This window comes from Heyndrickxia shackletonii, from assembly GCF_001420715.1.
Lineage (GTDB): Bacteria > Bacillota > Bacilli > Bacillales > Bacillaceae_C > Margalitia > Margalitia shackletonii.
This window is the reverse complement of the sequence record NZ_LJJC01000006.1, coordinates 136548-156837: the sequence shown is the minus strand read 5'-3', so window position 1 is coordinate 156837 and position 20290 is coordinate 136548. Positions and strand designations below refer to the sequence as shown.

The 20290-nt window shown below is 37.8% G+C and carries 21 protein-coding genes; all 21 read left to right on the top strand.

Annotated elements, in window-relative coordinates:
* Nucleotides 1-168: 168 nt before the first annotated feature.
* A complete protein-coding gene (gene fsa / locus AN964_RS19170) occupies nucleotides 169-810 on the top strand; it encodes a fructose-6-phosphate aldolase (protein WP_055741427.1) in 642 nt (213 codons plus the stop codon).
* A gap of 174 nt (nucleotides 811-984) precedes the next feature.
* Nucleotides 985-2268, top strand: a complete 1284-nt coding sequence (murA, locus tag AN964_RS19165) for a UDP-N-acetylglucosamine 1-carboxyvinyltransferase (protein ID WP_055741426.1) — start codon at nucleotides 985-987, stop codon at nucleotides 2266-2268.
* 152 nt (nucleotides 2269-2420) lie between these two features.
* The gene (glpX, locus tag AN964_RS19160; RefSeq protein ID WP_055741425.1) at nucleotides 2421-3386 is read left to right on the top strand and encodes a class II fructose-bisphosphatase; all 966 of its coding nucleotides are present in this window, start codon (nucleotides 2421-2423) and stop codon (nucleotides 3384-3386) included.
* A gap of 709 nt (nucleotides 3387-4095) precedes the next feature.
* The gene (gene rho / locus AN964_RS19155; protein ID WP_055741424.1) at nucleotides 4096-5385 is read left to right on the top strand and encodes a transcription termination factor Rho; all 1290 of its coding nucleotides are present in this window, start codon (nucleotides 4096-4098) and stop codon (nucleotides 5383-5385) included.
* A 245-nt stretch (nucleotides 5386-5630) separates the two neighbouring features.
* Nucleotides 5631-5831, top strand: coding sequence for a 50S ribosomal protein L31 (gene rpmE, locus AN964_RS19150; protein ID WP_055741423.1), 201 nt, complete (start codon nucleotides 5631-5633; stop codon nucleotides 5829-5831).
* A 135-nt stretch (nucleotides 5832-5966) separates the two neighbouring features.
* The gene (locus tag AN964_RS19145; protein WP_055741422.1) at nucleotides 5967-6584 is read left to right on the top strand and encodes a thymidine kinase; all 618 of its coding nucleotides are present in this window, start codon (nucleotides 5967-5969) and stop codon (nucleotides 6582-6584) included.
* A 182-nt stretch (nucleotides 6585-6766) separates the two neighbouring features.
* Nucleotides 6767-7165, top strand: a complete 399-nt coding sequence (locus AN964_RS19140) for a hypothetical protein (RefSeq protein ID WP_055741421.1) — start codon at nucleotides 6767-6769, stop codon at nucleotides 7163-7165.
* A gap of 328 nt (nucleotides 7166-7493) precedes the next feature.
* Complete coding sequence (gene prfA / locus AN964_RS19135; protein WP_055741420.1) at nucleotides 7494-8564, top strand: peptide chain release factor 1; 1071 nt, start codon at nucleotides 7494-7496, stop codon at nucleotides 8562-8564.
* Nucleotides 8564-9439, top strand: a complete 876-nt coding sequence (prmC, locus tag AN964_RS19130) for a peptide chain release factor N(5)-glutamine methyltransferase (RefSeq protein ID WP_055741419.1) — start codon at nucleotides 8564-8566, stop codon at nucleotides 9437-9439. The genes prfA and prmC overlap by 1 nt, the downstream gene beginning before the upstream one ends.
* A 104-nt stretch (nucleotides 9440-9543) precedes the next feature.
* The gene (spoIIR, locus tag AN964_RS19125) at nucleotides 9544-10314 is read left to right on the top strand and encodes a stage II sporulation protein R (RefSeq protein WP_055741418.1); all 771 of its coding nucleotides are present in this window, start codon (nucleotides 9544-9546) and stop codon (nucleotides 10312-10314) included.
* Between the two features lie 171 nt (nucleotides 10315-10485).
* A complete protein-coding gene (locus AN964_RS19120; RefSeq protein ID WP_055741417.1) occupies nucleotides 10486-10929 on the top strand; it encodes a GNAT family N-acetyltransferase in 444 nt (147 codons plus the stop codon).
* Between the two features lie 198 nt (nucleotides 10930-11127).
* Nucleotides 11128-12189, top strand: coding sequence for an L-threonylcarbamoyladenylate synthase (locus AN964_RS19115; protein ID WP_055741416.1), 1062 nt, complete (start codon nucleotides 11128-11130; stop codon nucleotides 12187-12189).
* A gap of 95 nt (nucleotides 12190-12284) precedes the next feature.
* Entirely contained in the window at nucleotides 12285-12836 is a 552-nt protein-coding gene (locus AN964_RS19110) for a manganese efflux pump MntP (protein WP_055741415.1), read from the top strand.
* Nucleotides 12837-13093: 257 nt separating this feature from the next.
* The gene (locus AN964_RS19105) at nucleotides 13094-13528 is read left to right on the top strand and encodes a low molecular weight protein arginine phosphatase (protein WP_083489473.1); all 435 of its coding nucleotides are present in this window, start codon (nucleotides 13094-13096) and stop codon (nucleotides 13526-13528) included.
* A gap of 13 nt (nucleotides 13529-13541) precedes the next feature.
* Complete coding sequence (locus AN964_RS19100; RefSeq protein ID WP_055741413.1) at nucleotides 13542-14828, top strand: methyl-accepting chemotaxis protein; 1287 nt, start codon at nucleotides 13542-13544, stop codon at nucleotides 14826-14828.
* Nucleotides 14829-14938: 110 nt separating this feature from the next.
* Nucleotides 14939-15388 (top strand): ribose 5-phosphate isomerase B, encoded by a 450-nt coding sequence (gene rpiB, locus AN964_RS19095; protein WP_055741412.1) that lies wholly within the window; start codon nucleotides 14939-14941, stop codon nucleotides 15386-15388.
* 165 nt (nucleotides 15389-15553) lie between these two features.
* The gene (locus tag AN964_RS19090; RefSeq protein WP_055741411.1) at nucleotides 15554-16102 is read left to right on the top strand and encodes a TIGR01440 family protein; all 549 of its coding nucleotides are present in this window, start codon (nucleotides 15554-15556) and stop codon (nucleotides 16100-16102) included.
* Between the two features lie 280 nt (nucleotides 16103-16382).
* The gene (glyA, locus tag AN964_RS19085; protein ID WP_055741410.1) at nucleotides 16383-17624 is read left to right on the top strand and encodes a serine hydroxymethyltransferase; all 1242 of its coding nucleotides are present in this window, start codon (nucleotides 16383-16385) and stop codon (nucleotides 17622-17624) included.
* Between the two features lie 332 nt (nucleotides 17625-17956).
* Nucleotides 17957-18586, top strand: a complete 630-nt coding sequence (gene upp / locus AN964_RS19080; RefSeq protein WP_055741409.1) for a uracil phosphoribosyltransferase — start codon at nucleotides 17957-17959, stop codon at nucleotides 18584-18586.
* A 140-nt stretch (nucleotides 18587-18726) separates the two neighbouring features.
* Nucleotides 18727-19851, top strand: coding sequence for a non-hydrolyzing UDP-N-acetylglucosamine 2-epimerase (gene wecB / locus AN964_RS19075; protein WP_055741408.1), 1125 nt, complete (start codon nucleotides 18727-18729; stop codon nucleotides 19849-19851).
* A gap of 90 nt (nucleotides 19852-19941) precedes the next feature.
* The coding region (locus AN964_RS19070; protein ID WP_161809293.1) for a helix-turn-helix domain-containing protein at nucleotides 19942-20290 on the top strand (349 nt) is incomplete at its 3' end.

Sequence of the window (20290 nt, the reverse complement as noted above, 5' to 3'; positions counted from 1 at the left end):
GAAATTCGCACTTCAAATTTCACCTACGCAGTCGCAGGCTCAAGATAAAGGAAACATTACGAGGGAAGAGTCGATGTTGACTTATCGTAGGGAGAAACCGTAGAAATCCACTAGATGATAGGCGCTGTAGCTAGACAATAGAAAAGTAAAAAATAAGGAGTGATAAAAATGAAGTTTTTCATCGATACAGCAAATATGAAAGAAATTGAAATGGCATATGAATTGGGAATTATTGCAGGAGTTACTACCAATCCCTCTTTAGTCGCAAAAGAAAATGTCTCGTTTGAAGATAGGTTGAGGGAAATTACAGCGTTGGTTTCAGGCTCTGTTAGCGCTGAGGTTATTGCGCTTGATGCAGAAGGGATGATTAAAGAGGGAAGAGAGCTTGCAAAAATTGCACCAAATATAACAATTAAAGTTCCAATGACACCTGAAGGCTTAAAAGCAGTACATACCTTTTCTAAAGAAGGTATTAAAACAAATGTTACCTTAATTTTCAGTGCTAACCAAGCATTAATGGCTGCTAGAGCGGGTGCATCCTATGTCTCACCATTTCTTGGCCGCTTAGATGATATAGGTCAAAGTGGTGTTGAGCTAGTTGGTGCCATTGCGGAAATTTTTGCAATTCATGATATAAATACAGAAATTATCGCCGCTTCTATTCGTCATCCACAACACATAACAGAAGCTGCTTTAGCAGGTGCTCATATTGCGACAGTACCTTATAAAGTAATTATGCAGATGTTTCACCATCCATTAACTGATAAGGGGATTGAATCCTTTTTAAACGATTGGAATAATCGTACATAAACCAAGCTCCTTTTCAAAAATTGGAAAGTGTTAGAAAATACCAAATAAATATCAAAAATTTTTTACATGTTTTTCGAAAATTAGTTTATACTAACAACGATACTGTCTTTTTATTGAAAATATTATTGGAAATAAAATCCATTTATTAATAAAAACCATGGAAGGGAGTTTAAAATGGAAAAGCTTAAAATTGCAGGGGGATACCCACTAAAAGGAACGATAAAGGTTAGTGGGGCAAAAAATAGTGCAGTTGCCTTAATACCTGCTACTATTTTGGCGGAATCCCCTGTAACGATCGAAGGACTACCCGATATTTCTGATGTACAAATTTTAAAGTCACTATTAGAAGAAATTGGTGGGAACGTAACATTTGAAAATGGCGACATGATGGTAGATCCACGTTCTATGGTTTCCATGCCGCTTCCAAATGGTAAAGTAAAAAAATTACGTGCTTCTTATTATTTAATGGGTGCGATGCTTGGCAGATTTAAAAAGGCGGTTATTGGGCTGCCTGGAGGATGCCATTTGGGCCCACGGCCAATTGACCAGCATATTAAGGGATTTGAAGCCCTAGGAGCAAAAATCACCAATGAACAAGGTGCTATTTATTTGCGTGCGGATGAATTGAGAGGTGCCCGCATTTATTTGGATGTTGTCAGTGTAGGTGCAACGATTAATATCATGCTGGCTGCTGTTAAAGCAAAAGGAAAGACCATTATTGAAAATGCGGCAAAGGAACCTGAAATTATTGATGTGGCAACCCTTTTGACCAATATGGGAGCAAAGATCAAAGGTGCAGGTACAGATGTCATCCGTATTGAAGGGGTAGAAAGTCTTACTGGCTGCAAACACACTATTATTCCTGATCGTATCGAAGCCGGTACATATATGATTTTAGGTGCTGCTGTTGGAGAAGGAGTCTTAATAGATAATGTGATTCCACATCATATGGAGTCATTAATTGCAAAATTAAGAGAGATAGGTATACCTATAGAAACTGGCGACGAACAAATTTACATTGGAAAAGGGGAACAATTAAAGGCTGTTGATATAAAAACATTAGTCTACCCTGGATTTCCAACTGATTTACAGCAGCCATTTACTTCTTTGTTAACAAGAGCAGAAGGATCAGCGGTTGTCACCGATACCATTTATTCGGCTAGATTTAAACATATTGATGAATTAAGAAGAATGAATGCGAATATTAAAGTCGAAGGCAGAGCAGCCATTGTGAATGGCCCCGTTACCTTACAAGGAGCAAAAGTGAAGGCCAGCGATCTGCGTGCAGGTGCAGCACTCGTAATTGCTGGGCTGATGGCAGAGGGAATAACCGAGGTTACCGGACTTGAACATATTGATAGAGGATATAGCAATCTAGTTGAAAAGTTAAATGGTTTAGGCGCTACCATTTGGCGCGAGAAAATGACAGAAGAAGAAATTGAACAGCTTAAAAATTAATGATGGATTAACCCCTACTATTTAGGTTAAATGGTATAACACATTCAGGGATTATTGTGATATAATAAATAAGTGAATGTGATATACTATTTATCGAATTAAAAATAATAATAATAATAATAAATCTTTTTATGTAGTAGGGGGAAAAATCGATGGAACGAAGTTTATCTATGGAACTTGTTCGTGTAACAGAAGCAGCCGCACTTGCCTCTGCAAGATGGATGGGCCGCGGCAAAAAGCCTGAAGCTGACGATGCAGCAACAAGCGCGATGAGGGATGTATTTGATACAATTCCGATGAAGGGGACAGTTGTCATTGGAGAAGGAGAAATGGACGAGGCTCCAATGCTATATATTGGTGAGAAACTAGGTACCGGTTACGGTCCGCGTGTGGATGTGGCAGTTGACCCACTAGAAGGAACAAATATTGTGGCTTCAGGTGGATGGAATGCATTAGCGGTATTAGCGGTTGCAGACCATGGAAACTTACTTCACGCACCAGATATGTATATGGAAAAGATAGCTGTTGGGCCTGAAGCGGTTGGCCAAATTGATATTAATGCTCCTATTATCGATAATTTGAAAGCAGTTGCAAAAGCGAAAAATAAAGATATTGAAGATGTAGTGGCAACAGTATTAAACCGTCCAAGACATGAACATATCATTGCCCAGCTGCGTGAGGCGGGTGCAAGAATTAAATTGATTAATGATGGGGATGTAGCTGGTGCTATCAATACTGCGTTTGATCATACAGGTGTAGACATATTATTTGGTTCAGGTGGAGCACCAGAAGGAGTTATTGCTGCGGTAGCATTGAAATGTCTCGGCGGTGAAATCCAAGGCAGACTTCTTCCGCAAAATGACACTGAAGTAGAACGTTGTAAAGGCATGGGGCTAGATATTCATAAGGTTTTAAGAATGAATGATTTAGTTCGTGGAGATGATGCCATTTTTTCAGCTACAGGTGTAACGGATGGAGAGTTACTCCGCGGTGTACAGTTTAAAGGTTCTTATGGGTCTACCCATTCCATCGTAATGCGTGCCAAATCAGGAACTGTTCGTTTTATTGAGGGCCAGCATAGCTTAAAGAAAAAGCCCAACCTTGTCATCAAACCATAAATTCTAATGCAGACTTAGTTTCGGGTATCCTTTCTGAATGTTAAGAGTTTTGGTTTATAAAAAAGCAGGCATTATTTAAGAAAAGGAACTATAAGTGAAATCTGAAAGGTGGTTTCACATTGGGAGGCCACCTTTAAAAATTTCCCGCCTAAATCAATTACCAGTTAGAGAGAGGATTTTTACTCTATTCCTTTCATTTTCAACTCAGGTTTCTCCTTTCATTTTTGTTTTCGTATTTTGTATAAAATCCTAATGAATATTAGTTTTAGAGCATCTTTTTATAACAAGAACAAAGTTCCAAGCTAATTAAATAAATTTAGAAGATTTTAGATTCTAATGCATTAAAGTTTAAGAAAAGAGCCTTTCATATTGATTCTTTTCGATAAATATGGTTAAAATAGATATTGTTTTAAAATTTTTTTTCGTAAAAATTATTTCTTTTCGTACATTGTTCAACCTACTGAAAGTGTTTAATTTCGGGTCATCTCTTCTTTAAGTTATCCCCGTTCCGAGGAAAATGGAAGAATCGAATAGATTTCCGATTAAAGAAGTAGTAAAGTTTAAGAAAAGAGTCTTTGTTAAAATGAAATAGTAAGAAATCAATTTATGCACTTCATAAACTTCTTAATATTCAGTCTCTTCTAACAATGCGATAAAGATTTATTCCTACCAACAAAAATTTCAAAAAATATAAAAGTGTGGTGTATATATGGAAGGTTTATCAATTACAAGTCTTGAGAATATGACATTAAAAGAGCTATATTCTTTAGCTCGTGAATATAAAATTTCTTATTATAGCAAATTGACAAAGAAAGAGCTTATTTTTGCTATATTAAAAGCTAGGGCTGAGCAAGAAGGTTACTTTTTCATGGAAGGTGTTTTGGAAATTATCCAATCGGAAGGATTTGGATTTCTTAGACCGATCAACTACTCCCCAAGCTCAGAGGATATTTACATTTCAGCATCACAAATTCGTAGGTTTGATTTGCGTAACGGGGATAAAGTATCTGGAAAAGTTCGTCCTCCAAAAGAAAATGAACGCTATTACGGATTATTACATGTGGAGGCTGTAAATGGTGATAATCCTGAATCAGCAAAAGAACGTGTTCACTTCCCTGCCTTGACGCCACTATACCCTAATCGTCAAATTAACTTAGAAACAACTCCGACAAAGCTATCTACGAGAATTATGGACCTAATTGCTCCAGTTGGTTTTGGACAGCGTGGATTAATTGTTGCACCTCCAAAAGCAGGAAAAACGATTCTTTTAAAAGAAATTGCCAATTCTATCACTGAGAACCATCCTGAGGCTGAACTAATTGTTTTATTAATCGATGAACGTCCAGAGGAAGTAACTGATATTGAACGTTCCGTTGCTGCGGAAGTTGTTAGTTCAACCTTTGATGAGGTTCCGGAAAATCATATTAAAGTAGCTGAATTAGTGCTTGAACGGGCTATGAGACTTGTAGAGCATAAGAGGGACGTTATCATACTTATGGATAGTATTACCCGTTTGGCTCGTGCATACAATTTAGTTATTCCTCCAAGCGGAAGAACTTTATCTGGTGGTATTGACCCTGCTGCATTTCATAGACCAAAGCGGTTTTTCGGAGCTGCACGTAATATTGAAGAGGGCGGCAGCTTAACGATTTTAGCAACTGCATTAGTGGATACCGGTTCAAGAATGGACGATGTGATTTACGAAGAATTCAAAGGAACAGGAAACATGGAGCTTCACTTAGATCGCTCATTAGCAGAAAAACGAATCTTCCCTGCAATTGATATTCGTCGTTCTGGAACTCGTAAAGAGGAATTATTGATTCCTAAAGACCATTTGGACAAGTTATGGGCAATCCGCAAGTCGATGACAGACACACCGGATTTTGCAGAAAAGCTTTTACGTAAGCTTAGACAAACAAAGACGAATCAGGAATTTTTCGATCTATTGTCGGTAGAACAGAAGAGAACCACTTCCGGAAACGGAAAAAGAACAGTTTAAAGAAAAAAATACATGAATTCTATCTAATAGATGCTAGTGTTTTACAAAGAATGGATAACATGACAATGTATTATTCTGGATATCTATGTAAGAAAATTGGAAATGATTTATTGTATTGAATAGTTGCATTTCAATAGAGTGCTTGCTATAATTAATTCATGTGTTTATAAGAATTCTTGCGGAAATCCCGCAAAGGAATATATAACTCTGTCTCGAAATGATTCAGGGCAAAGGAGATGAAAAGAATGAAAGCAGGTATTCATCCTGATTACAAAAAAGCTTTAGTTAAATGTGCTTGTGGTAATGAATTTGAAAGTGGTTCAGTTAAGAGCGAAATCCGCGTAGAGGTATGCTCTGAATGCCATCCATTCTATACTGGACGTCAAAAATTTGCTTCTGCAGATGGACGTGTTGACCGCTTCAATAAAAAATACGGTCTTAAATAAGAAAAGCTTAAATGCTATATGCATGAAGCTGAATAAGTTAAAAAACAGGCAAGAATGCTTGCCTGTTTTTTATTTCGCGTATTTTTAATATAATGGACGATAATTAGATAGATCAGGGGAGGATGAACGGAAAAAATGTATATTTTGAATCATCATTCTGGCTGGATTGAGGTCATTTGCGGAAGTATGTTTTCTGGTAAATCGGAAGAATTGATTAGACGCATTCGTCGCGCACAATTTGCAAAACAAGAGATCCTTGTTTTTAAGCCGAAAATAGACAATCGTTATAGTGAAGAATCGGTTGTATCACATAATGGGACATCAGTTATTGCCCATCCGATTGAAGTGGCTAAGGATATTTTTAACTTTATTCAGGAAAAAGTTGATGTTATTGCAATTGATGAGGCACAATTTTTTGATCATGAAATTATTGAAGTGGTACAAGCGTTGGCAAATAAAGGGCATCGTGTAATTCTGGCCGGTCTTGATCAAGATTTTCGCGGAGAGCCTTTTGGACCAATGCCACAATTAATGTCTATAGCTGAACAAGTAACAAAGTTACAAGCAGTTTGTACTATTTGCGGCTCCCCTGCAAGTAGGACACAAAGATTAATTAACGGCAATCCAGCTTGTTATGAAGACCCTGTTATCTTAGTTGGCGCATCGGAGGCATATGAAGCTCGCTGCCGTCATCATCATGAAGTACCATCTGGAAAGAGCATTCAAATAGAACAAATGGTGAAAACAAACTAAACCTACTAGTCAGGTTTAGTTTTTTTGTACTTTAGAAAATTTATCACTGTTGATAACTATTTTTGCAAAAAAATCAAGGTCTAGCTTCAGCGTCTATAGGCTAAAGTAATTGTTTTTACTTGCTACAGTTTCGGATAATTTATAAATAAGTTTTCATAATAAGCATATGGAGGTGTTTTTTTATGTGGAAACCAATCATATGCTTTGTATTATGTTTATTGATACTTGTTGGATGCAGCTTCCCGCATAAAGAAAAGAAAGCTGAAAATAATGGAACGGACCAAGTGAAATATCAACGATTAAGCACGGAGTCGCCAAACAAAAGTCAGCAAAAGGTAGATTTAACGGGTCAAACGGAAACAGTAGGCACAGAAATAAATATCGCCAAAAAGATTATTAGATCTTATAAAGAGTATAAACTCGTTTCTGTCTCTATAAACGGAAATAATATGTGGGTTACAGCCCATACAAGAAACCGAATGGGTGTACATGAAAGAATGAGAAGAGAAGCAGAAGTGCATAAAAACCTAAAAAATGCACTCCCGCAGTATAAAATAAATGTGAAGCTGGAAGAAAAATAATGTAGGGATGAAAAGAGTATATATTTATTTTTGTCTGGCTCAGCGCCTATCGTCTAGCGGATTTCTCCGTCTCCTCCCTACGATAAGTCAACATCAGTTGAAAATTTGAAGTGCTATTTTCACTTGTTCGTGAACTACCTCACTGTGTTTCCTATATCTCGAGGTGAGCGACTACGAAATCCGTACGCTAGAGCTGCGGCGCTTCCGCTTTTCCTTATAGTAGCTTTACGGTATTTCCTGAGTATTATATAATAGTACCAGTGTGAAAAATATGTACGTAAAGCAATAGCCCTTATCATCTTAGGGCTATATGATAGAGGTGAATGCCATGTTTGATCGATTACAAGCAGTTGAGGATCGCTATGAAAAGTTAAATGAGCTTTTAAGTGACCCTGAAGTTATAAATGATACAAAAAAGTTAAGAGAATATTCAAAGGAACAATCGGATATTCAAGAAACCGTGCAAGCATACCGAGAGTATAAAGATGTAAGTCAGCAATATAAGGATGCTAAAGCGATGCTGGAAGATAAGCTTGATCCGGAAATGCGCGAAATGGTAAAGGAAGAAATTAGTGAACTCGAGGAGCAAATTCAGAGTCTTGAAGAACGGATGAAGATTCTTCTTATTCCAAAAGATCCTAACGATGACAAGAACGTTATTATGGAGATCCGCGGAGCTGCTGGAGGAGATGAAGCTGCTCTATTTGCTGGGGACTTGTATCGTATGTACAGCCGCTATGCGGAATCGCAACGCTGGAAAATTGAGGTTATTGAAGCTAGTTCGACAGGAGTTGGCGGATATAAGGAAATCATTTTTATGATTAATGGCCATGGGGCATATTCAAAATTAAAATTTGAAAATGGTGCCCATCGTGTTCAGCGTGTTCCTGAAACGGAATCAGGCGGCAGGATTCATACTTCCACTGCAACAGTAGCGGTTCTTCCGGAAGCAGAGGAAGTAGAGGTGGAAATCCATGAAAAGGATATTCGCGTTGATACGTTCGCTTCCAGTGGTCCTGGCGGTCAAAGTGTTAATACAACGATGTCTGCAGTTCGTTTGACACACTTGCCTACAGGAATAGTTGTTTCATGTCAGGATGAAAAATCGCAAATTAAAAATAAGGAAAAAGCGATGAAGGTTCTGCGAGCACGTGTTTACGATAAATTCCAGCAAGAAGCACAAGCAGAATACGATGCGAATCGTAAATCTGCTGTTGGAACTGGAGATCGCTCTGAACGGATTCGTACTTACAATTTTCCGCAAAATCGTGTTACAGACCACCGTATTGGTTTGACGATTCAAAAGCTAGACCAAATTCTTCAAGGGAAGCTTGATGAAATTATTGATGCATTAATTTTAGAAGACCAATCCAGTAAACTAGAAAGTGTGGAGGAATAATGGTCGGGCACCTTAAAGTGTTTGAAGCCCTTAAATGGGCTTCTTCTTTTTTACAAGAAAATGACCGCGATGCAAATGCAGGAGAAATCCTCCTTTGCCATTTATTCAATAAAACGCGAGCTCAACTTTATGCAGATATGAGAATGGAGCTTCCCGAGGATATTCAGTTGAAATTTGAACAGGCAGTAAAAGAGCATGTTGGAGGAGTACCTATTCAGCATATCATTGGATATGAGGAGTTTTACGGCAGGAAATTTCAAGTGAATGAACATGTTCTAATACCAAGACCAGAAACAGAAGAGTTGGTCGTTGGAGCCATTCAAAGAATCAAGAAGCATTTCGGTGAGCAGAGAGAGTTAAAAATGATTGATGTAGGCACTGGAAGTGGTGCCATTGCTGTTACCATGAAGCTTGAGTGTCCATTTTTATCTGTCACTGCAACGGATATTTCTCCCTTGGCTTTAAATGTGGCAAGGGAAAATGCTAGGTTGGCAGAAGCGGAAATTGACTTCAAACAGGGAAATTTGCTCCAACCGCTTATAGAAGGCGGAGGAAAGGTAGATATTGTATTATCAAATCCGCCATATATTCCAAATCGAGACAAAGATGTACTTTCAGTTGTAGTAAAAGACCATGAACCTCATCTTGCATTATTCGGAGGAGAAGAAGGGCTGGACTTCTATATTCGTTTTATGAAGGAGCTCCCATTAGTCATTAATAACAGGGCTTTAATAGGCTTTGAAATTGGAGCTGGTCAAGGAGAGCAAGTGGCGAAGTTATTAAAGGAAACCTTTGCCGAGAGTAAGGTAGAAATCGTGAATGATATAAATGGGAAAGAACGAATGGTGTTTTGCAGAGTACCGGGTTCTGAGTAACCCGGTTCTTTAATATTAACAATTCTATATAAATTTTTTTAGTTTACTAGTTTAAGATTCCTGCTTATTGTCCACACTATTTTTAGAAGGATGGTGTGGGGAAAATGAAAAACAAATCTATCGCATGGATTTATATAGTAGTTTTATCACTTAGTACGATATTAAGTTTATATATACCGAAGCAAGAGACTGCTGCAAAGGATACGATTATCATTCCTAAGGAAGCAATTCGGCTGCGCATATTGGCAAACAGCGACACTCCGGAGGATCAGGCATTAAAGAGAAAAGTAAGAGATGAGGTAAATAAAAATATTACAAAATGGGTGAAAGACATTGATTCTATTAAGACCGCCCGTAAAGTAATTAAATCTCATCTGCCAGATCTTGAACAAATTGCTGAAAAAGTAGTCAAAGAGGAAAATAGCCATCAATCTGTCAGAGTACAATTCAGCCGTGTTCAGTTTCCTACAAAGCTATATGGACAGTATTTATATCCTGCCGGAAAATATGAAGCCATCTTAATCACCCTTGGTAAGGGTGAGGGAGCAAATTGGTGGTGCGTCTTATATCCACCGCTATGTTTTTTGGATTTTTCAAATGGGGTTGCCGTAAGTCCAGGGATTGATGAGAGTCATCGTACCAAAATAGAGACAAAGTCAAAAAGCAAGGAAAAGCCGAAAGCGGATGCTGAAGTAAATAAAGATACTGAAGTAAAAGAAGATAAGAAAAAGCAAAATAAAACAGATTCATCCACAACAGAGAATCAAGCAGATACGACGGAAAGTGATTCCAAATCCCCTGTTTTTACAGCGGAAAAAGATGATGATGTACAAGTCAAGTTTTTCATTGTAGAACTGTTTAAAAAAATATTTTAGGAAAGCTCCTTAGTGGGCTTTCCTATTTTTGTTTTGGAAATTATAAAATTAGAACCTGGGGATAATTTTCTTATATTTTCACTATTTTGTTCTAATTTATTCCTCTTCACATATGGATGGAGTATAGAAGTTTACTAGATTCTATCAATAAGTTAGGAGAGGAATTAGAAAATGGTAGAAATTATACGTCAAGCAGAAAGTATGGATGTGGATAAAATCATTTCTTTTTTAACGGATGCTAAGCTAAACTGTGATGGAATAAAAGAAATGATAGACTATTTTGTTTTAAGTGAGGATGAAGAGGGAAATATAACAGCGGTATTGGGAATTGAGCCTGTTCAGGGCATTGGAGTTCTTCGTTCGCTTGCAATCCGTTCCACCGTTAAAGAGGAGGGGCTTGTCCAACTTTTTCAACATGTGTATAACTTGGCAAAAAGTAAAAAGTTGCCCACATTAATGTTAATTACAAATAAAGAGGCCTTTATCCCGCTGCTTCAATTCATGGGTTTTGAACGGATTGCAAACAATGCTATTCCGAAAGAGCTGGAATATTCCACACATGTGAAGCAAATAAGTGGTTTAGACGGAGTATTTTTTATGAAAAGGGCTATTTAATGGATATAATTTATTCACACAATTCCCAATAGTTATCCACCGTTAAGGACGATTTATCCACAATATGTGGATAATGGTTGTTCATTTCTATTGTATTCAGTATAATTTTTACAATAATGGTCTAGACAATTCGACAAATATCTACTTTTTCTTCTAAAATAAAAGTAGATGCGTCAAAAATAGAAAAGGTGAACATGAATGAAAACATTGGAATGGAATGTGGATAACCATGTGGATAATTTGAAAAATAATCCACAGATTGTGGAAGCAGCAAATTTGTTAAAACAAAATGAAATTATTGCTTTCCCGACTGAAACAGTGTATGGATTGGGAGCAAATGCTACATCAGATGAAGCAATTGCAAAGGTTTATGAAGCGAAAGGACGTCCAAGTGATAACCCGCTCATTGTGCATATCGCTAATTTTTCTCAATTGCATGCTTTAGTTTTAGAAATTCCGGAAAAGGCAGAGAAATTAATGAAGGAATTTTGGCCGGGACCTTTAACGATTATTTTCAAAGTAAGACCTGGGTTCCTTTCCAAAAAGGTGACAGCCGGTTTAGATACAGTGGGTATTAGAATGCCTGATCATCCCTTAGCATTGTCTCTTATAAAAGCAGCGAATTTGCCGGTTGCCGCGCCAAGTGCAAATAGCTCAGGAAAGCCAAGTCCCACAACAGCTAAGCATGTACACGAAGATTTATTTGGACAAATAGCCGGTATTCTGGATGGCGGTGAAACTGGGATAGGGGTTGAATCAACGGTTGTTGATTGCACAGTAGAGGTACCGATTATTTTACGCCCGGGCGGTGTGACGAAGGAAGCGATGGAAAGTGTAATCGGGAAAGTAGAAATAGATCCTGCCCTAAATGAGAACTTAAAGTCAAAGCCAAAAGCTCCGGGCATGAAATATACACACTATGCACCCAATGCACCAGTTTATTTAGTAAATGGAACACCGGAATTTATTCAAGTGCTGGTCAAGAAAAGCCGCGAGGAAGGCTTGGTGGTTGGAGTTATTGCAACAGATGAAACGGCTGACCTGTACGACGCGGATTATGTAAGAGCTTGTGGAAGCCGTCAAGATTTATCAACAGTAGCAAATAGGCTATATGATACTTTGAGATCATTTAATAGCAAAAATGTAGATATTATCTATTCTGAGGTATTTTCAACAGAAGGTGTTGGACTTGCCGTTATGAATAGACTGGAGAAAGCTGCTGGCCACAAATGGATTTATGAAAATGATTTAACTAAATAAAATACGATTTTAAACGGATTTTACTATCGATGATTCTAAACCGACTTCGGCATGCATAAGTATTCAATAGGCATGTCCGAAGGAGGAAAAAATATATGACAGGAGTCATCGCAGAAGTATTCACATTAATGTTAATGGCATTTGCACTTGGTATGGATGCATTTTCAGTTGGAATTGGATTGGGAATGTTTCAGCTTCGCTATAAACAAATTTTCTATATAGGATTAACTATCGGCTTTTTTCATGTCTGGATGCCTCTAATTGGGATGCTCGCAGGACATTTTCTTTCTGATACATTCGGAACCATTACGAAATATATTGGCGGAATATTAATCATTGTGCTCGGCATCCAAATGATCCTTTCAAGTTTTAAAAAAGAGGAGCGAAATTTGATAAAGCCTGAGGGATGGGGGCTAATAATATTTGCATTTAGTGTAAGTTTGGACAGCTTTTCAGTTGGTTTATCTCTGGGAATATTTGGAGCACGGGCGGCTGCAGTTGTCCTTTGTTTTGGCATTGCTGCAACGATCCTTACATGGGCAGGGCTCATCATTGGTCGAAAAGCACAAGGCCTGCTTGGTACATATAGTGAAGTTTTAGGTGGAAGCATCCTTTTTGCCTTTGGTATTAAATTGCTTTTACCTTAAGGAGACACACTTGTAGAAGTGTGTTTTTTTCATACACCAGAAAGTTTAAGTAGTTAATTTAGATAAAAGGTTTAGTCTATGTCTTTCTGCAAGAGCCTATCAGCAAGCGGATGAGCATGACGCCTACGTTTTTTCTAATATTTTCACAAAGTTTTATCATTTCCCTTATTATATTGACTATGGAAACTAGGACTTTTCCACTATAATAAAAGCAAAACTTTAAAACAATATCCTCAAAGTTTGGAGGTTACAACACTTTGAACATTTTATTTATTTGCACAGGGAATACATGCAGGAGTCCGATGGCAGAAGCAATTTTAAAAAATGAAAATTTGGACGATATAAAGGTTAGATCAGCAGGGATTTTTGCCTCTAACGGGAGTAATGCAGCGGCTAATGCCTTAAAGGTGCTGGAGGAAAACAATATTTTTCATCAGCATTCATCTAAATTACTGACAAATGAGGATGTTGAATGGGCGCATTATATTTTTACCATGACGGAAGGACATAAGGAATCGCTTATCTATCAATACCCTTCTGCTGCAGATAAAACCTTTACACTAAAGGAATTTGTCTATGACTCAAAAGCTGACATGGATGTTCATGATCCTTATGGAGGGAGTCTTGATATATATAGAAAAACTTACAAAGAGTTGGAAAAGCTTATTAAAGAAATGATAAAAAAAATATGAAAGAGGTATTCCGATGGGGAGAAAGAGGTATAAATTCAGTTTACGGAAAAAGCTTGTCTTGTTTGTGACCATTTTGGCGATTATTACATACTCCACTAGTATGTTTTGTTTGGATTTTGTTTACGGCCATTTCGCCAATAAAATAAATGAATCATTATTTACCATTATAACATTATTGTTAGGAATTATTTGGACAGGTATTTTAGCGTTTTTGGTGGCAGGTTTTATTACAAAGCCGCTGCAGCGTTTAGAAAAAGCAGCCATTAACGCTAGTCAGGGGGAAATACATACGGATGTTATATTGCCAAAAACAGACGATGAAATTCGTTCTTTAGGTGTGGCTTTTAATATTATGTTAAAGAATTTAAGAGAAATGGTACAAAGCATTGAAGATAATTTTCAACAAACAAATGAAAATGTTATCTCTATTTCTGAAAAAGCTTCAAGTGCTACTGCACAAGCAGAAGGGATTGCTCAAACCATAAGTGAAATCGCTGCCGGAGCAGAAAGTTCTGCTATTGCCATCCAGTCAACGGCAGAATCCGCCCAGGATATGATTCGAATTGCAGAGCAGGTTCAGGATAATGCAAGATCATCGGAAAAAGTGTCGACGGAAATGCTGGATGAATTAAAGGAAAGTCAAGAAGTTGTTTTTTCTCTAGTCAATGGAATCGAAAGACTGGCAAAAGAAAATCACGAATCTTTACAAGCTGTTAAAAGGCTTGAGGATAATGCAAAAGAGGTTGAACAGATTATTTTACTTGTTGGAGATATTGCTGCTCAGACAAATCTTTTAGCTTTGAATGCATCTATTGAGGCTGCACGTGCAGGGGAACATGGTAAGGGATTTGCAGTAGTGGCGGAAGAGGTTCGGAAATTAGCAGATGAAAGTGCTAAAGCAGTACAAGGAATTACGGAATTAATTCACCGAATTCAGCAAGAAGTGGAAAGTGTTGTTAAACATATTTCTAGTCAAGTAGAGACCGCTAATCAAGAAGCAGCAAAAGGGACAAAAACGAATCAAGTAATTGAAAAAATGACAGAAATTATTCATGAGGTTGCGGAAAAAGTAAAAGGCATCTCTGGTTTAGTGGATAGGCAAATGGAAAGTATCCAGCTTACATCCCAACAATCACAAGAAGTAGCGGCAATTGCAGAGGAAACTTCAGCTGGTGCAGAGGAAGTAACAGAAGCAACGAAAGAGCAAGCTGACGTCATGGAAACGATTGATCAATTAGTCCTTGAATTAAAAGGTCATGCAGATAGATTAAAAGGAACAATTTCACGTTTTCATTTATAGGCCAAGACACAATGTCTTGGTATTTTTTTATTTTTGCGGGGAGCTTTCTTATTTATATTTTCGCTGGTTTATGTGAAAATTATTGTAGAAAAAAGAAAGGGGATATCACAATGAAAGTAGCATTGGCATCTGATCACGGCGGCATCCATATTCGTGAGGAAATAAAAGGATTATTAGAGGAAATGGGTCTTGAATACGAGGATTTTGGCTGTGACTGCGAGGAATCAGTAGATTATCCTGATTATGCACTTCCTGTTGCGGAAAAGGTAGCAAAAGGGGAATTTGATAGAGGTATTTTAATTTGTGGAACCGGCATTGGCATGAGTATTTCTGCGAATAAAGTAAAAGGAATTCGATGTGCATTAGTACATGACGTATTCAGCGCGAAGGCAACTCGTCAGCATAATGATAGTAATATGTTAGCGATGGGAGAAAGAGTTATTGGCCCGGGGCTTGCTAGAGAAATCGCAAAAGTATGGCTTACAACAGATTTTGAAGGTGGACGCCATTCACGCCGTATTGAAAAGTTAACGAATTACGAAGAAAAACACGAAAAGTAGAAGCGCCTTGTCCAGCGGATTTCGTAGTCTTCTACTTCAGATTTAGGAAACAAGTTTAGGGAGCAGATGTAAAAATCCGCTAGCAGAAAGGCACTGAAACTATAAAGAGATTCTAATAAAAAACATCATGATTTCTTAGCTTTTAAATAAGGGAGGTTTCCCGTTTTGACAAGTGATCTAATCCATATAGAGAAACAGTTACAAACGATATTATCGGATTTTTCATCCCAAGTTACTTTTAAAAAAGATCAGGTTTTGGTAATTGGCTGTTCTACTTCGGAAGTAATGGGGGAAAGAATAGGCACCTCGGGAACCTTAGAGGTAGCCTCCTTAATATACGATAACCTTCATTCTTTTGCTGATAAGCATAGGGTTCATCTTGCATTTCAGTGCTGTGAACATTTAAACCGTGCGCTTGTTGTAGATAGAAAAGTAGCCGAGGATAGAGGCTGGGAAGAGGTAGCTGTCATTCCCGTGAGAAAAGCAGGAGGAGCAATGGCGACCTATGCATATGAACATTTGGCAGACCCTGTCTTGGTAGAGTTTATCAAAGCAGATTTAGGTATTGATATCGGGGATACTTTTATCGGAATGCATTTAAAACATGTTGCGGTCCCTGTCCGCGCTTCCCTAAATCAAATAGGGTCTGCCCATGTCACCTTAGCTAAAACGCGTCCAAAGTTAATCGGCGGTGCACGGGCAGTATATGAATAATCGATAGGAGAAGGGGATTTTGCTATTATGTAAAGTCTCCTTTTTGCTATTCTGTGAATCGGTGAGTTAAGCTCATGACTTTATGCATTAATCTCGATAATTTAGTGCTTAATCGCTGAATTAAGAGTTTAGACCTATTAAGTTTCATACCATATAGTCTCGTATAAAGGCGGGATTTTTACCGAATAATGAAACATTCCAAAATCATCGCCATCTTTCAAAAGATTATGTTAGAATAAAAAAGTATTTTCATACTGATATTTGCACAAGGGGGATTATCATGAGTAACATTGCCCAGCAAGATAAAGCAGTGTACCAAGCTATTTGTGACGAACTTGGTCGTCAACGGTCAAAAATTGAATTAATCGCATCTGAAAACTTTGTTAGTGAAGCAGTCATGGAAGCGCAAGGATCAGTTTTAACGAATAAATACGCTGAAGGTTATCCTGGTCGCCGTTATTATGGTGGCTGTGAATATGTAGATGTTGTGGAAGATCTTGCGCGTGATCGTGCGAAGCAAATTTTCGGAGCAGAGCATGTCAATGTACAGCCTCATTCAGGCGCACAGGCAAATATGGCAGTTTATTTTACCATTCTTGAACAAGGGGATACTGTTCTTGGAATGAACTTATCACATGGCGGTCATTTAACACATGGAAGCCCTGTAAACTTTAGTGGTATTCAATATAATTTTGTTGAATATGGTGTAGATGAAAAAACACACTATATTAATTACGATGATGTTTTGGAAAAAGCACGTACACATAAGCCAAAATTAATAGTAGCTGGTGCAAGTGCTTATCCACGTGAAATAGATTTTAAAAAATTCCGTGAGATTGCTGATGAAGTTGGAGCATATTTGATGGTGGATATGGCACATATTGCAGGACTTGTTGCGGCGGGAATTCACCCAAGCCCAGTACCATATGCAGATTTTGTTACAACCACTACTCACAAAACATTACGTGGCCCGCGCGGCGGAATGATTCTATGTAAAGAAGAATATGCAAAGAAAATTGACAAGTCTATTTTCCCTGGTATCCAAGGTGGTCCATTAATGCATGTCATTGCTGCAAAAGCAGTTGCATTTGGCGAAGCACTTCAAGATAGCTTTAAAGAATATGCCGGAAAAGTGGTAGAGAATGCTAAGCGTTTAGCGGAATCTTTAAAGAGTGAAGGCTTAGACCTTGTTTCCGGAGGAACGGATAATCACCTATTATTAGTAGATGTTCGTTCTTTAAACATCACAGGTAAAGTTGCGGAAAAAGTGTTGGATGAAATTGGAGTTACGGTAAACAAAAATACCATTCCTTTCGAAACAGAAAGTCCATTTGTAACAAGCGGTATTCGTATTGGTACTGCTGCAGTTACATCAAGAGGATTTGGTCTTGAAGAAATGGATGAAATCGCATCTTTAATCGCATTTACCTTAAAAAATCATGATAATGAGGAAAAATTGGAAGAGGCACGTACACGAGTTGCTGAACTTACAAGCAAGTTTCCTCTTTATCCTAGTAAATAATAACAAAATAAAAAAGTTTGGAGTTAGGTCAAAAGGTCAACCCTTGAGGTCTAACTCCTTTTTCGTGTAAAATTGGTTTGGTAATAAATAAAACAATCTTATTTGATAGAAGCTGTTTCGCATAAATTGCTGCATTTCCATCTATTTATAAAATACTGAAACAGTATAGTTTCGGGGCCTCTTTTCTTAAATACTACTTCCAGTTCAAAGTTGTTCAAAGAAATTTATATGGATATTGATTAAATTTGAAACAAAGTTTAAGAAATGAGCCTTGATAAAAGACAAGTCGTTAAAAATATGGGACTAAAATACATAAAAAAGGAGAATTATTCATGAGTAATGTATATGTAATTGATCACCCGCTTATTCAACACAAATTAACCATCATCCGCGATAAAAATACGGGAACGAAAGAATTTCGTGAGCTAGTTGACGAGGTTGCTACGCTTATGGCATTTGAGATTACAAGAGATATGCCTCTTGAAGAAATCGAGATTGATACACCGGTATGCAAGGCAAAAGCCAAAGTTCTTTCAGGGAAGAAGATTGGACTTGTGCCCATTTTACGTGCTGGACTTGGAATGGTAGATGGAGTATTGAAGCTCATCCCTGCTGCTAAGGTAGGGCATGTTGGTCTTTATCGTGACCCAGAAACATTAAAGCCAATTGAATATTATGTAAAATTGCCAAATGATGTGGAAGAACGTGATTTTATTCTTGTTGATCCAATGCTGGCAACAGGTGGATCAGCGGTTGAGGCGATTAACTCATTGAAAAAGCGCGGTGCAAAAAGTATTAAATTTATGTGCTTAATTGCTGCCCCGGAAGGCGTAAAGGCAATTCAAGATGCACATGATGATGTAGATATTTATATTGCTGGCTTAGATGAAAAACTTAATGATCATGGCTATATAGTACCAGGTTTAGGTGATGCAGGGGACCGTCTATACGGCACCAAATAAAACCGGTTTAATTTAGGGATTTGTTAAAGATTTGCACGTGATTTTTGAGCAAACGTTTAGCTGTATTGTGTTTGGCGGTAGACAAATAGAACGCAGTATTACATGGCCAAGAAAAAACCTTTTTAAGGGAGAATATACGTATGAATAAACGAATCAAAGTCATGACTATTTTTGGAACAAGACCTGAGGCAATAAAAATGGCGCCATTAGTTCTTGAACTACAAAAATATCCGGATGAGTTTGAATCCATTGTCACTGTAACTGCACAACATCGGGAGATGCTAGATCAGGTCTTAGCTATTTTTCAAATAATACCTGATTTTGATTTAAATATTATGAAGGACCGTCAAACATTAATTGATATTACAACAAGAGGACTTGAGGGCCTTGACAGGGTAATGAAAGAGGTAAAACCGGATATTGTACTTGTTCACGGTGACACCACTACAACCTTTGTGGCAAGTTTAGCTGCCTATTACAATCAAATTGTTGTCGGGCATGTTGAAGCCGGGTTACGTACGTGGAATAAATATTCACCGTATCCGGAGGAAATGAACCGTCAATTGACTGGGGTTCTCGCCGATCTTCATTTTGCTCCAACCGAGAAATCAGCTCAAAATCTCCTTTCGGAAAACAAGAAGAAAGAAAGTATTTTTGTTACAGGGAATACAGCAATCGACGCACTTCAAACGACGGTAAAATCTGAATATACCCATGAAATACTTGAAAAGGTAGGAGATGACCGTCTCATCCTGCTTACGGCTCATCGTCGTGAAAATCATGGGGAACCGATGAGAAATATGTTCCGCGCTATCAAGCGTATCGTGAATGAACACCCGAATGTTCAAGTTGTATATCCTGTTCATTTAAACCCGGTTGTCCGTGAATTAGCGGATGAAATATTGGGAAACGATGAGAGGATACATTTAATCGAGCCATTAGATGTTATAGACTTTCATAATTTTGCTAATCACGCTTATTTAATTTTAACGGATTCAGGTGGTGTTCAAGAAGAAGCACCTTCCTTAGGAGTTCCGGTCTTAGTACTTCGTAATACCACAGAACGGCCAGAAGGAATCGAGGCAGGAACATTGAAGCTTGCTGGTACTGAGGAAGAAACTATTTATCGATTAGCGACCGAATTACTTACTGATCAACAGGCTCATGATAAAATGACAAAAGCATCCAATCCATATGGTGATGGACAAGCTTCACGTCGTATTGTAGATACTATTCGAGAGTATTTTAAAGAAGAAGCTAGATAATACATTAAATAGTTTGATACCAAAAACGCATGGGGAAGGTACCGACCCCCGAAAGTTAGAGTAATAAATCTAACTTTCGGGGGTGTTTTTATGGCAAAATATAGTGAAGAATTCAAAATAAGGCTTGTCACCGAGTATTTAGAGGGCAATATTGGGTATGGATCATTGGCAAAAAAATATAATATGGGCAGCCAGACCTCAATACGTGAATGGGTGAATGTATATAAGTCTCAAGGGATGGATGGGTTAAATCGTAGGAAAACGAAAAAGGAGTATTCTGTTCAATTTAAAATGGATACGATACAATTTATGTTAAACACAGGTGCTTCTTATTTAGAAACTGCTGTTCATTTTAATTTGAACAACCCTTCCTTGATTATTCGCTGGACGAAAGAATTTTATGAACAAGGAGTAGAAGGCCTGATTCCAAAACCAAAGG

Excerpts from the sequence above, each read along its gene's own strand:
- fsa (WP_055741427.1), top strand. The coding sequence starts at position 169 with ATGAAGTTTTTCATCGATACAGCAAATATGAAAGAAATTGAAATGGCA.
- murA (WP_055741426.1), top strand. The coding sequence starts at position 985 with ATGGAAAAGCTTAAAATTGCAGGGGGATACCCACTAAAAGGAACGATA.
- glpX (WP_055741425.1), top strand. The coding sequence starts at position 2,421 with ATGGAACGAAGTTTATCTATGGAACTTGTTCGTGTAACAGAAGCAGCC.
- rho (WP_055741424.1), top strand. The coding sequence starts at position 4,096 with ATGGAAGGTTTATCAATTACAAGTCTTGAGAATATGACATTAAAAGAG.
- rpmE (WP_055741423.1), top strand. The coding sequence starts at position 5,631 with ATGAAAGCAGGTATTCATCCTGATTACAAAAAAGCTTTAGTTAAATGT.
- AN964_RS19145 (WP_055741422.1), top strand. The coding sequence starts at position 5,967 with ATGTATATTTTGAATCATCATTCTGGCTGGATTGAGGTCATTTGCGGA.
- AN964_RS19140 (WP_055741421.1), top strand. The coding sequence starts at position 6,767 with ATGTGGAAACCAATCATATGCTTTGTATTATGTTTATTGATACTTGTT.
- prfA (WP_055741420.1), top strand. The coding sequence starts at position 7,494 with ATGTTTGATCGATTACAAGCAGTTGAGGATCGCTATGAAAAGTTAAAT.
- prmC (WP_055741419.1), top strand. The coding sequence starts at position 8,564 with ATGGTCGGGCACCTTAAAGTGTTTGAAGCCCTTAAATGGGCTTCTTCT.
- spoIIR (WP_055741418.1), top strand. The coding sequence starts at position 9,544 with ATGAAAAACAAATCTATCGCATGGATTTATATAGTAGTTTTATCACTT.
- AN964_RS19120 (WP_055741417.1), top strand. The coding sequence starts at position 10,486 with ATGGTAGAAATTATACGTCAAGCAGAAAGTATGGATGTGGATAAAATC.
- AN964_RS19115 (WP_055741416.1), top strand. The coding sequence starts at position 11,128 with ATGAAAACATTGGAATGGAATGTGGATAACCATGTGGATAATTTGAAA.
- AN964_RS19110 (WP_055741415.1), top strand. The coding sequence starts at position 12,285 with ATGACAGGAGTCATCGCAGAAGTATTCACATTAATGTTAATGGCATTT.
- AN964_RS19100 (WP_055741413.1), top strand. The coding sequence starts at position 13,542 with ATGGGGAGAAAGAGGTATAAATTCAGTTTACGGAAAAAGCTTGTCTTG.
- rpiB (WP_055741412.1), top strand. The coding sequence starts at position 14,939 with ATGAAAGTAGCATTGGCATCTGATCACGGCGGCATCCATATTCGTGAG.
- glyA (WP_055741410.1), top strand. The coding sequence starts at position 16,383 with ATGAGTAACATTGCCCAGCAAGATAAAGCAGTGTACCAAGCTATTTGT.
- upp (WP_055741409.1), top strand. The coding sequence starts at position 17,957 with ATGAGTAATGTATATGTAATTGATCACCCGCTTATTCAACACAAATTA.
- wecB (WP_055741408.1), top strand. The coding sequence starts at position 18,727 with ATGAATAAACGAATCAAAGTCATGACTATTTTTGGAACAAGACCTGAG.